The sequence below is a fragment of the Caballeronia sp. EK genome, assembly GCF_014384845.1.
Lineage (GTDB): Bacteria > Pseudomonadota > Gammaproteobacteria > Burkholderiales > Burkholderiaceae > Caballeronia > Caballeronia jiangsuensis.
Genome location: NZ_JACSUE010000002.1, coordinates 689,735 through 702,186 on the forward strand (window position 1 = coordinate 689,735; position 12,452 = coordinate 702,186).

Annotated in this window: 11 protein-coding genes; 7 read left to right on the forward strand and 4 right to left on the reverse strand. The window is 62.3% G+C overall.

Annotated features, from left to right (window positions below; genetic code table 11):
- Positions 1-341 precede the first annotated feature (341 nt).
- From IAG25_RS07610 to IAG25_RS07640, 7 genes are all read left to right on the forward strand, one after another.
- Positions 342-2,285: a sigma-54-dependent Fis family transcriptional regulator gene (locus IAG25_RS07610; RefSeq protein WP_187604512.1), complete on the forward strand. Its 1,944-nt coding sequence runs from the start codon at positions 342-344 to the stop codon at positions 2,283-2,285.
- A 206-nt stretch (positions 2,286-2,491) separates the two neighbouring features.
- Positions 2,492-2,566: a pyrroloquinoline quinone precursor peptide PqqA gene (pqqA, locus tag IAG25_RS07615; RefSeq protein WP_008347847.1), complete on the forward strand. Its 75-nt coding sequence runs from the start codon at positions 2,492-2,494 to the stop codon at positions 2,564-2,566.
- Between the two features lie 63 nt (positions 2,567-2,629).
- Positions 2,630-2,911: a pyrroloquinoline quinone biosynthesis peptide chaperone PqqD gene (pqqD, locus tag IAG25_RS07620; protein ID WP_187604302.1), complete on the forward strand. Its 282-nt coding sequence runs from the start codon at positions 2,630-2,632 to the stop codon at positions 2,909-2,911.
- Positions 2,912-3,151: 240 nt separating this feature from the next.
- Positions 3,152-4,891: a methanol/ethanol family PQQ-dependent dehydrogenase gene (locus tag IAG25_RS07625; RefSeq protein ID WP_187604303.1), complete on the forward strand. Its 1,740-nt coding sequence runs from the start codon at positions 3,152-3,154 to the stop codon at positions 4,889-4,891.
- Between the two features lie 74 nt (positions 4,892-4,965).
- Entirely contained in the window at positions 4,966-6,183 is a 1,218-nt protein-coding gene (locus IAG25_RS07630; RefSeq protein WP_187604304.1) for a c-type cytochrome, read from the forward strand.
- A gap of 146 nt (positions 6,184-6,329) precedes the next feature.
- The gene (locus IAG25_RS07635) at positions 6,330-6,515 is read left to right on the forward strand and encodes a hypothetical protein (RefSeq protein ID WP_035505719.1); all 186 of its coding nucleotides are present in this window, start codon (positions 6,330-6,332) and stop codon (positions 6,513-6,515) included.
- A gap of 210 nt (positions 6,516-6,725) precedes the next feature.
- A complete protein-coding gene (locus IAG25_RS07640; RefSeq protein ID WP_187604305.1) occupies positions 6,726-7,775 on the forward strand; it encodes an FUSC family protein in 1,050 nt (349 codons plus the stop codon).
- Here IAG25_RS07640 and IAG25_RS07645 read toward each other — a convergent pair.
- The 4 genes from IAG25_RS07645 to IAG25_RS07660 form a co-directional block, all read right to left on the reverse strand.
- Positions 7,772-8,920 (reverse strand): DSD1 family PLP-dependent enzyme, encoded by a 1,149-nt coding sequence (locus IAG25_RS07645; RefSeq protein ID WP_187604306.1) that lies wholly within the window; start codon positions 8,918-8,920, stop codon positions 7,772-7,774. The genes IAG25_RS07640 and IAG25_RS07645 overlap by 4 nt on opposite strands.
- A gap of 93 nt (positions 8,921-9,013) precedes the next feature.
- The gene (locus tag IAG25_RS07650; protein ID WP_255503576.1) at positions 9,014-10,252 is read right to left on the reverse strand and encodes a CaiB/BaiF CoA transferase family protein; all 1,239 of its coding nucleotides are present in this window, start codon (positions 10,250-10,252) and stop codon (positions 9,014-9,016) included.
- Between the two features lies 1 nt (position 10,253).
- The gene (locus IAG25_RS07655; protein ID WP_187604307.1) at positions 10,254-11,036 is read right to left on the reverse strand and encodes an enoyl-CoA hydratase/isomerase family protein; all 783 of its coding nucleotides are present in this window, start codon (positions 11,034-11,036) and stop codon (positions 10,254-10,256) included.
- A gap of 105 nt (positions 11,037-11,141) precedes the next feature.
- Positions 11,142-12,431, reverse strand: coding sequence for an MFS transporter (locus tag IAG25_RS07660; RefSeq protein ID WP_187604514.1), 1,290 nt, complete (start codon positions 12,429-12,431; stop codon positions 11,142-11,144).
- Between the last annotated feature and the right edge of the window lie 21 nt (positions 12,432-12,452).

The following is a 12,452-nucleotide window of genomic DNA, read 5'->3' on the forward strand; positions in this document are numbered from 1 at the left end:
CTCCTTGCGGTGCGTAAGCGGGAGTTCATTAGAATCGAATCGAGCGTGGAGGCGCTCGCTTCAGTCTTTTGCATTGTGTATGCCAACGCTCGGGCATATGCCTTCAAAGCCTGCCGCGCCTTATGCCGTGGGCTTGCGGCATGCAAAACACATCAACCATCGGCGCAGCAAGTCAGATGCGCGCCAACACACGAGGCACGGCACTGTCGGCGTCGCGACGACATCTCACATCCTTTCGTTTCGCCAACACAAACGCCGCTCGCGGTCTTTGGCTCAGGACTTGCTTTTATCCGCGCTCACGCAACCGGCGATACGACCGGAACTTGCACAAGGAGGAGATGATGCAAGACGATGTCCGCGAGATCGCGGCGACCCCCGATGAACGAGAGAGCGGCTGGCTGATCCCGTCGATCCGCAAGGCGCACGAGCGGTCGGAGACATTCGGCCTGAACGCATCGACTCGTCCCGATTACGACGTGCTCACCGATGGCGACTTGCTGCTCAAGCTCGAGCAGAACCGTGTGCTATGCGCACACGCGACACCGGTGATGGAAACCCTGCGTGAACAAATCGTCAACACGCAGAGCATGATCGTGTTGACCGACGCTCAAGGCCTTATTCTCCATTCCACCGGCGACGACGACTTCCTGGCACGCGCCGAGAAGGTCGCGCTTATAGCCGGCGCGAACTGGGCCGAGGAACGACAAGGCACCAATGCGATCGGCACGGCGATCGCTGAATGCTCACCGACCGTCGTGCATGGCGATCAGCACTATCTCGCGGCCAATCGCTTTCTCACGTGCTCCAGCGTGCCGATCCTCGATCCTTATGGCGATCTGATCGGCGTGCTGGATGTCACCGGCGATCATCGAAGCTACCATCGCCACACGATGGCGCTCGCCCGCATGTCGGTACAGATGATCGAAAACCATCTGTTTTCCAGCACTTTTCAGGGCATGCTGCAGATCGCGTTCCATAGCCGCCCCGAGTTTCTCGGCACGCTGATGGAGGGCATCATGGCCTTCACCTGCGATGGCCGCTTTCTCTCCGCCAATCGCAGTGCGCAGTTTCAGTTCGGCCTGCCGCTCTCGGCGTTGCGCGCGCATACGCTTTCATCGCTCTTCGGACTGACGAGCGCGCAACTGATCGATCGTTCGCAGGCGAGCCGCGCGCCCCATATTCCGCTCGACCTGAACAACGGCGCCGTCGTGTGCGCGCGCGTGCGCCTGAACCGCGCTCCGATCGCCGGCATGGCGTCCACGCCCGTCGCGATCAAACCCGCGCCGCGCGCTTCCGTTGCGATCGATGCGTCATCAAAACTTGCGTCACTAGATACGGGCGATCCCAGAGTGGCCGCGGTGATCGGCAAGGTACGCAAGGTCATCGGCAAGGACATACCGATACTCGTCACCGGCGAAACGGGCACCGGCAAGGAGTTGCTCGCGCAGGCGATTCACAGCGATTCACCGCGTCGCGCGGGGCCATTCGTCGCGGTGAACTGCGCATCGATTCCGGAGAACCTGATCGAGTCGGAGCTCTTCGGTTATGAGGAAGGCGCGTTCACCGGCGCACGACGCAAGGGCGCGGCCGGCAAGCTGCTGCAGGCGAATGGCGGCACGCTGTTTCTCGACGAAATCGGCGACATGCCCTATCCATTGCAAGTGCGCCTGCTGCGCGTGCTGCAGGAGCGCGTCGTCGATCCACTCGGTTCCAGCAAGTCGATACCGGTCGATGTTGCCATCATCTGCGCGACGCACCGCAATTTACGAGAGATGATCGAGCAGAACAGCTTTCGCGAAGACTTGTACTACCGCTTGAATGGACTCGTCGTCAAGCTGCCGCCATTGCGCGAGCGCACCGACCTCGCGACCGTGATCACGAAGATGCTGCAGGCCGTGAGCGCCGACGAAGCGTGCGGCATGCGCCTGTCCATCGACGATGAAGTGATGACGCTCTTCGAGCGTTACGCTTGGCCCGGCAACTTCCGGCAACTATGCAATCTGCTGCGCACCGCGGCCGCGATGGTGGACGACGATGGCTGCATTCGTCGGGAACATCTTCCGGAAGACTTCTTCGAAGAGCCCCTCGGCAATGTACAAACCATGTCTGAAGCGTACCCTTCATCGGCGCTCGCTTCGGGACGGCTACAGGAAGTCACAGCATCCGTGATCGCAGCGGCGCTCGCGCGCCATCGTGGCAACGTATCCGCCGCCGCGCGCGCGCTCGGCGTTTCGCGCAACACGATCTATCGCAAGATGCCCGCTTGTTCACCGATGGAGCAATGAGTTGTTCCATGCGGTGTTCCACTTCGATACACCCCTGTCACGAAGAGGCACAGCGCGGCACATCGGCCACGCATCTTCGAAATTGAACTGAAAGGCAGAAGCGTGCACATGCACTGTCTTTTCATCGAAGGCATAGAGCTTGCATTTTCGACGTCCGATTGCGAACGCTTCGCGATCCAACTCGAACATCACCCAAGGAGATGAACATGCAATGGACGACACCTGCCTTCACCGATCTTCGCTTCGGCTTCGAGATCACGATGTATATCGCCACACGCTGATGCTTCGATGATGCAAGCCCGGGTTGCATCGCACCCGGGCCTGCCCTTCTTTTTCCGTCCCACATGAATCCAACGACCGCGCATGCGGGCGCACCCACGCGCCCGCGTTTGCGTGCGCCTCTGAAGCTGCATTGGCATGCGGACATGAGCACGTGTGAAATCGTGCATCCGAGCGGCAGCGTCGAACTCAATCGCAGCGCCGGCGAAATACTCGTGCGCTGCGATGGCACGCGCGAACTCGACGACATCATCGGCGAGCTTGAAGTGCGCTTCGGCATGGAGGGGCTCGCAGTCGACGTATATCGCTTCATCGATGAAGCGCGACGTCTCGGCTGGCTCGACTGAACTCGCATTGTCACATCGGGCAACACGTCAAACGTCCCACTGCTCCACGATGCAACACCCCCGCATCAACACCACATGCGTCCTCGCGCGCAGTGCTCGTGCATGAGATCCGCATGCAGCAAGGCACTCGCGTGCGTGAATGGTCAATGGCATATGACTTGCCTTGAAGATGCCGCAACCGTTTCGCATCGCTATCGAGATTCAAAAAGAAGTTGCATCGACAATACCCAGGAGACAACGATGAAGATTCGCTTCAGTCCGGCAATGCGCATCGCGGCCATTGCAGCAGGCGCCGCTGCCGCATTCAGCGTAGCGCAGCATCAGGCCATCGCGGCGAGCACCACGCCGACGCAGTATCCGGATGTCAGCTATGAGCGTCTCGCGAGTGCGCAGGAAGATCCAGGCTGGCTCACGTACTACCGCACATATAACGGTCACGGGCATTCGCCGCTCAAGCAGATCGACACCAGCAATGTGAAGAACCTGAAGCAGGTATGGAGCTACAAGTTTCCGAAAGACTTGCAGCAGGGCTTCGAAGCGACGCCCATCGTCAACGGGCGCTTTCTTTTCGTGACGACGCCCAAGGACAACGTCTATGCATTCGATGCCGCGACGGGCAAACAGCTCTGGAAATACGAGCCGAATCTCGATGCGAGATCGTTCAAGACCGCATGTTGCGATGTGGTCAATCGCGGCGTCGCGTTATATGGAAAGAACGTCTATGTCGCGATGTTGAGCGGCGAAGTAGCGGCGCTCGATGCGCAAACAGGCGCGCTCGTGTGGAAGAAGGCGATGTTCGATCCGGGCGTCGGCTATGCGTTCTCGCTTGCACCGCTTGCACTCGATGGCGCACTCGTCGTCGGCAGCTCGGGCGGCGAATATGGCGCGCGCGGCTTCATCGCGGCACTCGATCCCAATGACGGCAAGGTGCTGTGGAAGCGCTACACGGTGCCTGGCGCGAAGGAACCCGGCGGCAATACATGGCCGGACGGCATGCAGGAACATGGCGGCGCGCCCGCATGGCTCACCGGCACATACGACGCGGCGAGCAAGACGCTTTATTGGGGCGTCGGCAATCCGGGACCGTGGCTCGCCGATCTTCGTCCCGGCGACAATCTCTATTCCGATTCCCTGCTCGCGCTCGATCCGAAGACGGGCGACCTCAAGTGGCACTATCAATACACGGCCCATGACACGTGGGACTATGACGGCGTGAACACGCCCGTGCTTGCGAACATCAAGTATCAGGGCAAGGACTACGACGCGATCATTCATGCTGACCGCAACGGCTTTTTTCATGCGATCGATCGCAGCAACGGCAAGCTGATCTATGCGCGGCCTTTCGTCACCGCGACATCGGTCACGGGTTATACGGACGATGGCAAGCCGATTCAGGATGCAGCCAAGTATCCGAAGACGGGCACGACCATCGAAACATGTCCGAGCTTCCTGGGCGGCAAGAACTGGTGGTCCGTGTCATACGATCCGCAAACGCATCTCGCGATCGTGCCGGCCCTGCATGCGTGCATGTCCTTGTCGGGCAAGTCGGTGAATTACATGGAAGGTCTGCCTTATCTCGGCGAAGGCTTCGAGATCAAGCCCGAGCCGAACAGCAAGGGTTATGGTGAACTGCAGGCCATCGATGTGGATACCGGCAAGAAGGTCTGGAGTCACTGGAGCAAGCTGCCCTGGAACGGCGGCGTCGCGACGACGGCGGGCGGTCTCGCATTCAGCGGCTCGCTCGATGGCCATCTCTATGCGTTCGATGAAAAGACCGGCAAGGTCTTGTGGCAAAGCCCCAAGCTCGCGAGCGGCATCATCGCGCAGCCTTCGGTGTATGAGATCGATGGCAAGGAATACGTCGCCATTCTCGCGGGCTATGGCGGCGCGAATCCGATCTGGGGCGGACCGATGGCGAAAGCCGCGGACAAGGTCCCGCGCGGCGGCACGCTCTATGTGTTCGCGCTGAATCGCACCTGACCCAGTCTGATCGGACCGCGAGCTCGCGTCATCGCGCGCTTGCGGTGCTCACTGTCATCACCGGACGCATCGACATGAACCATCCTCTCAACTCCATTCGCGCGGCGGGCATGCTGGCCGCATGCATCGCGCTCGCGCCATCGGCCTCCGATGCCGCGGTGAAGATCTGCACGTTTCCCGGCAGCCCGTCGGCGGCGCTGGATCGCAGCGTCGCGCAGGCAGTCTTCGCCCGCGCCAACATCGCGGCGACGATCGTTTCAAACGGCATCGGGGAAGGCGACGACGACGGCGTGTCGCTCACGGAACTCGACAAGACACTCGCGCGCGATTGCGACGTGATTGCGGGCTTTCCACGTTCCACCGTCGCCGATGCATCCGGCGGCAAGATGCAATTCTCGCGCGGCTATCTGCGCGCAGGCTATGTCAGCATCGAAGCGCCCGGCGCGGATCTGAAGGACGCCGCGAAGCGCACGATCGCCGCGACCTATGCGAGCCCGGCACAACTGATCGCCGTGCAACAGCACGACGTGACGCTCGATCTGGAGAACACGTCGGCATCGACGGTGGAAGCGGTGGCGAACGGACGCGCGCAACGCGCGATCGTATGGTATCCCGCGGTCGTCGCGTATCGCGTGGCGCATCCCGAGCGCAGCTTCACGGTCGCAACCGCCGACTCACCGTATGCGGACTGGCAACTGACCTTCGCGTTCGGCGAAAGGACCGCCGCATTGCGCACGCGCATCGACGATGCGCTCACGTCGATGACCAACGATGGCCGCTTGCAGGCGCTGACGAAACAATGGGCCTTGCCTTCGCAAACAGCGTCGGCAACACGTTATCTCGACAAGCCGTCGAACGCATCGTCCGCGCATGTGGGCATCATGCTCGCGGATGCCAACGCAACGCGCGCAGGCCGCTTCATCAAGGTCGCGAATGAGGGTGGCGTCGAGCCGCCGTCGTTCGAACAGGCGCAAACCACGCACGGCAAGACGCTTTATTCGAGTTCGTGCGCGAAGTGCCACGGCGCGCAACTCCAGGGCGTGACCGCGCCCGCGTTGCAAGGTCCTGCATTCGCGCCGCCGTCGAATTCGCACCTGACTGTCGGCGGCATTTTCACTTACATGACGACCAACATGCCCGCGGATCGTCCCGGCAAGATGAAAGATCAGGACTATGCCGACATCATGGCCTTCCTGCTGATGTCGAACGGCTACAAGCCCGGCGGAGCGAAGATGACGGCGGACAGCGCACGTGCGTCGAAACTTCCGCTGAACGCCGGGCCCGCCCGATGAGTTCGCCATGCGGACGCCGGTCACGCAACTTTAAATACGTCACAACGTGACATATAATTAAGTTGTCGCGCGGGCGGATCGACATGGGGCCGCGGCGCGGCGCAATGCGCAAGTCAGCCGGTTCCAGCCGGCGGGAGGCCAGCGTCGTGCTTATCAATAACGAGTTTGAAATCGGCTATCTTGTCGTCGTTTTCGCTTTGCTCGGCGTCATCCTGATCGGCGCGCTGCTCACGGCGCTGCATCTGGATCGCTGGCATCCGAAGCTCATCAGCGCAGCCATCGGGGCGCTACTCGGGCTTGCGCTGATCGAAGCGGTGCCGATGCTCACCTGACGACACACCCTGACGCTTCGTCGAGACTTCGGTACGTCGCGGCACAAGAGCGGCAGCATGCTCGGCAACATGGAGCATGCGTGCCGCCTTGTTTCTTTTCATCCCTCACATCTTTCATTTCGCGCCGTGCGCATTGGCATAATGCAGCACGAGCACGCGCACGGGTCGCGTCTTCGCCGATCATTCCGCCTCATCACCGAACGAAACCGCATGACAGCGATCACTCGCACGCGACGACGCGTGCGCGCCTTCTTCGGCGCACCGGAAGCCAGACGCCTCCTTCGTACGCTGATGAGTTGCGCGATCAGCTACGCCGCCGCGCGGCTCGCGGCGCTTCCGGAAGGCTATTGGGCGCTCATCACGACGCTCGTCATCGTGACGCAACCGAGCCTCACGCAAGCCGTCGATACCGCTCGCGATCAGATCATCGGCGCGTTCATCGGTGCGGTGACGGGCGTGCTCGGTATCGTCGCGATGGAACGCGGTGCGCCGCCGCTCGCGGTCTTCTCCGTCGCGCTCCTGCCGCTGGCCGCGTTGAGCGCCAAACGTCCCGCGTTCAGGCTTGCGTGCGTGACGCTCGTGATCGTCGTACTGATTCCGGCAGGACCAGGCTCGCCTTTCGAACGGCCCATGCATCGCGTACTGGAGATTCTGATCGGCGCGGCATCGTCGTTCGTCGTGGCGGCGCTCTGGCCGAATCGCGCGCTCACGTCGGCACATGCCAGCGTCGCCGATACCTTGAAGAGCATCGGTCAGTTGATCGGGCTGTATCTATCGGGCGAACAGGACGAAGCGCGCGCGACGCGCCTCGAAAAGCAAAGCACGGACGCGCAAAAAGCGTTCGACGATGCGTTGAAGGAAGCCGAGCGCGAGCACATCATCGTGCTCGTGCAGAATCGCCGCTCGGATGCCATCGACAAGGCCGCGCCTTTTCTGCGGCGTCTGCATAGCGATGCGATCTTTCTCGCGAAGGCGGTGTCGCGTCTCGATCGCGAGACCTGCGCGGCGCGGCTCGGCGCAACGGGCCGCGAATTGCAATCGTTGTTCGAGACGCTCGCAAGCGTGCTTGCATCGAATCGTCAGGACGATACGAAACTCGCGCGCGCACGCTCCGCCGTGATCGAACTCAAGAGCATGCTCGCGAAGCAGGAGGCGACGCATGGCGCGCAGGAAGTGGCGCAGTTTGTCGTCGGCCTGATCGTCGCGGATCTCGATGCGTTGATCGCGACGATCTATCCGCTCAAGGAGTCATCGGCCTAGCGTGAAAGACCCCGCGCATCGATCGGCCATATTTCCGTCACGCGGCCATTGCGATGGCACACGTACTCGTCATAGAGATTCACGGTCGGATCGCAATGTCCGGGCGGCAACAGAATGCGTTTGCCCACCAGTCCCGCGAAGTCGCCATCTGACTCGTGCTGTGCTTGCAGCATGCCGTGTTCGTCGTTAGCGGAGATATAGGTCAGCGCCGGCGCGCCCTTCGCATCGAGCCAGTGCACGCTGCGCGGCAAGCCTGAATCCACTGCGAGCCCTTTGAGGCCGACATCGCACACGGCCATGCCGGGCCGCGTCGCGCTCATGACGGTCGACAGTACGAACAGGCTGTGACGCCAGCCTGATTCGCCACCCCAGCCAATGCTGCCGTAATCGCCGTCCATGAAAAGATATGAGCCCGGTTGCAGTTCGGTGAAGACGCCGCTCGCGGCATCGAACTCGACAGTGCCGGTGCCGCCGCCCGTCACGATGCCGCAACGCACGCCGCGTGCATCGAGCGCCTGCACGTAGCGTGCGGCAACGTCGGCGGCGCGGTTTGCTTCGTTCTTGCGCGCGGCCCAGTCCGCGACATGTTGTATACCGCCGTGATATGCCTGAATACCCGCGAAGCGCAACGCGCTCTGCGATGCGATGCCGTCGACGAGTGCGAGCAGCGCGTCCTCGCTCGTCACGCCGCAGCGACGTTGCCCTGCATCGACTTCAGGCAGCACATCGATCGTCACGCCCGCACGCTCTGCCGCGTCGCCGAGCGCATGCACTTGCGGCAACGCATCCACGCAAACCGAGAGGCGCACATGCGAGGCCAACTCGACCGCCATTTCCAGCTTGTCCGCGCCGACGAACTCGTTGCTCACATGAATGCTCGCGATGCCGGCCGCCGCTAACGGATAGGCCTCCGACAACTTCTGACAGCACACACCGACCGCGCCCGCTTCGATCTGACGCTTGGCGATCTCGCTGGACTTGTGCGCCTTTGCATGCGGACGCAACGCGACGCCATGCCGTGCGGCGAACGCCGACATGGCCGCGAGATTGGCGTCGAAGGCATCGAGATCGATTATCAGGGAAGGCGTGGCGACGGATGCGAGCGAGTCGCCCACGCGGGCGGCGGGTGGCGGTGCGAGGGTCATGGCGGGTCGTGTCGATGAAACGGGATCAGGCATCGATCATAGCGCTGAATATTGCATGTCGAATGCAAAAAACCGGTACGTCTGAAGTCGACGTCATGCCGGAACTCCCGCTTCGAGGATCGCGCCTTCATCCTTGAGCGCCTGAATGCGCGCATCGTCGAAGCCGTATTCGTTGAGCACCTCGGCGGTGTGCTGCCCGAGAAGCGGCGCAGGACGCGAAGCCTGCGTCGATCCCTCGGAGAAATGGATCGGCAAACCGAGGCCGCGCATCGGACCTGCGAGCGGATGTTCGGTCTCGACGATCATCCCGCGCGCGATTGCCTGCTCGTGCGACGACGCCTCCGGCACACCGAGCACCGCGCCGCTCGGCAGGCCGATTTCATCGAAAGTGCCGAGCCACTCGCCGGTGGTCCGCTCGACGAGGCGCGCGCTCAGGATCTCGACGAGCGCCTCACGATGCGTCAGGCGGCCCGCATTGGTGTGAAAACGCTCGTCTTCGGCGAGGCCGGGAATGTTCAACACGCCGACGAGCCGTTCGTAGTTGCGCTGGTTCGCCGCGCCGATGTTGATCCAGCCGTCGCGCGTGCGAAACGCCTGATACGGCGCGCTCGTCGGATTGGCGGAGCCCGCTTTCGGCAACACCGTGCCGTCCGCGAAGTAGTTGGCGAAGGCCCAGTACATCTGTTGCAGGCCGGCTTCGAAGAGCGACGTATCGACCATTTGGCCGAGGCCCGTCGTCTGCTTTCTGGCATAGGCCGCGCTGATGCCGAGCGCCGCCAGAATGCCCGCGTTGATGTCGGTGACAGGCGAGCCTGCCTTGATCGGCGCCTGTCCCGGCTCGCCGGTCATGCTCATCAGGCCGCTCATGCCCTGCGCGATGAGGTCGAAGCCGCCCTTGTCGGCCATCGGTCCGCTGCGGCCGTAACCCGAAATCGCGCAGTAAATGAGGCCGGGGTTCACCGACTTGAGCGTGTCGTAGCCCATGCCCAGCTTTTCCATCGTGCCGCGCCGGTAGTTCTCCGTCACCACATCCGCGCTCGCGAGCATCTTCCTGAGCACGTCCTTGCCGCCGTCCGTTTTCAGATTGAGGGCGATGCCGCGCTTGTTGCGGTTCACGATCAGAAACGACGCGGATTCGCCGCTCGGGAGAATCGGCGCGAAACGCCGGCAATCATCGCCGTTTGGAATTTTTTCGACCTTGATGACATTGGCGCCCATGTCCGCGAGCATCATCCCGCAGATCGGTCCCGACATAATGTGTGCAAGCTCGATCACGCGCATGCCTGCAAGCGGCCCCGCGCCGGGTGCGGCCGCCGGTTTCGTGTCTGCCATGTCAACGTCCCTTGAATTGCGGTTTGATCTTGTCGAGGAAGGCCTGATAGCCGGTCCGGAAATCCTCGGTCCCGAAGCACGCGAAGCCTTCGTCGCGCTCTTGGTCGGTGAGTGGCGCGGGGTCCATCACGCGGCGCACGAACTGCTTGTGCCAACGCGCGACGAGCGGCGCGCCGTCCGCGATGCGCCGCGCGGTTTCATACGCGTGCGCGGTCACTTCCCCATCCGCGACGACGCGCGCGACGAGTCCTTTGGCGAGCGCTTCCTTCGCATCGAAAATGCGTCCTTCGAGAAGAATTTCGAGCGCGACGGCGGGGCCCACGAGACGCACGAGCCCTTCCATTTCCGCATGCGCCATCACGAGACCGAGGTTCTTGATGGGCACGCCGAAGCGGCTCGACTCGCCGCAAATGCGCAAATCGCACATCGCCGCGATCTCGAGGCCGCCACCGACGCAGATGCCATGAATCATCGCGACGATCGGATGCCTGCACTGGCGCAACGCATTCAAAGTGCGATGCATGATCGCGCCGTACTCGCGCGCCTGTTCGACATTCGCTCGATCCGTGCGGAATTCGCCGATGTCGTTGCCCGGCGAAAACGCTTTCTCGCCCGCGCCACGCAATACGATGCAGCGCACCGTATCGTCGCTGGAAAGGCTCTCGATGGTCTCGCCGAGCGCGCGCCACAAGGGCTTGGTCATCGCGTTGAGCTTCTCGGGCCGGTCGATCACGACCGTCGAGATATCGCCATCGCGCTGGATCAGGATGGATGGTTCCGCCACACCGCCTCCTCGAATTGAATGCCGAATGCCGAATGCTGAATGCGTTATCCGATGCGGTTCAACGCATGCAAAATGCATTGAACCACCGCCGTCGCCGCCGCCCGATCACACGAACTTGCGTGCGTCTGCCGCGTCCTTCTTTTCCTCGTCGGTTTCGAGCGTGCGGTCCGGGCGCATCGTGAACGACAGGATGATGCCGACCGCCATCAGGATCATCGACACCGTGAACGGCAAATTCCAGTTGCCCGTGCGGTCGATCAGCCAGCCGCCCACGACCGGACTGATGATGGCCGCCAGCGCCGAGCCGGAATTCATGATGCCGGATGCCGTACCCGAATGCTTCGGTGCGATGTCCATCGGCACGGACCACATCGGGCCGATCGTCATCTCATTGAAGAAGAAGCCGGCTGAGAGACACACGGCCGCGAGCGTGATCGAGATGTCGGAGATCAGCATGATCGGCGCGAGCGACAGAAGCGTCAGCAGCATGCACACACCGACCATCACGTTGCGCGCCAGGCGCACGTTGCCGCTCTTTCTCAGGATGCGGTCGGTGAGTGAACCGCCGAGCCAGTCGCCGAGCACGCCGGCGAAGAACACGCCCGACGCGAACAGCGCCGACTTGCCGAGCTGCATGTGATAGCTATGCAGGAAGTATTGCGGAATCCAGCCGAGAAAGAGCCACAGCACCCAGCCATAGCAGAAATACACGGCCGTGACGGGCGCCATGCGGCCGAGCAGCGTGCGCCACGGCACCGGCGCGCGTTGCTTCACGCCCGAATAAGTCGCGAGCGTCGCGCACTCGGTTTCCGTGATGCGCGGATGATCGCGCGGGTTGTCGCGGAAGTAGAAGACCCACGCCAGCGCCCACAGGAAACTGATGATCCCGGTGATGATGAACGCGCCGCGCCAGCTCGTCGCGACCATCAACCAGACGATGAGCGGCGGCGCTACCGCATTGCCGATACGTGATGCTGCATGCGTAATGCCTTGTGCAAAACCGCGCTGGTCGGCGGGCATCCAGTTGGACATCGCGCGCGTGGCGGTCGGAAAGGTCGCGCCTTCGCCGAGTCCGAGCAGCACGCGCGCCACGATCAGCGACACGAAGCCGCCCGCGAGACCGGTCAGCACGGTGGCGCCCGCCCAGATGATCGCGCATAGCGTCAGCGTTCGGCGCGGCCCGAAGCGGTCGCCCACCCATCCACCGATGATCTGGAACACAAGATACGGATATGCGAAGGCAGAAAACACAAACCCGACCTGCGTGTGCGAGAGGCCAAGCTCCGCGCCAAACTGGGCCGCCGCGGTACTGACATTGACTCGGTCGATATAAGTGATGAAATACATCGCGCATAGCAGCAGCAGAACGCGCGTCGTGGCTCGACGGAACATCATCGTCTCCTTGTTGGCCGCGTG

Coding starts and splice junctions, on each gene's coding strand:
- IAG25_RS07630 (WP_187604304.1), top strand. CDS start 4,966: ATGAACCATCCTCTCAACTCCATTCGCGCGGCGGGCATGCTGGCCGCA.
- IAG25_RS07645 (WP_187604306.1), bottom strand. CDS start 8,920: ATGACCCTCGCACCGCCACCCGCCGCCCGCGTGGGCGACTCGCTCGCA.
- IAG25_RS07640 (WP_187604305.1), top strand. CDS start 6,726: ATGACAGCGATCACTCGCACGCGACGACGCGTGCGCGCCTTCTTCGGC.
- IAG25_RS07625 (WP_187604303.1), top strand. CDS start 3,152: ATGAAGATTCGCTTCAGTCCGGCAATGCGCATCGCGGCCATTGCAGCA.
- IAG25_RS07660 (WP_187604514.1), bottom strand. CDS start 12,431: ATGATGTTCCGTCGAGCCACGACGCGCGTTCTGCTGCTGCTATGCGCG.
- IAG25_RS07650 (WP_255503576.1), bottom strand. CDS start 10,252: ATGGCAGACACGAAACCGGCGGCCGCACCCGGCGCGGGGCCGCTTGCA.
- IAG25_RS07610 (WP_187604512.1), top strand. CDS start 342: ATGCAAGACGATGTCCGCGAGATCGCGGCGACCCCCGATGAACGAGAG.
- pqqD (WP_187604302.1), top strand. CDS start 2,630: ATGAATCCAACGACCGCGCATGCGGGCGCACCCACGCGCCCGCGTTTG.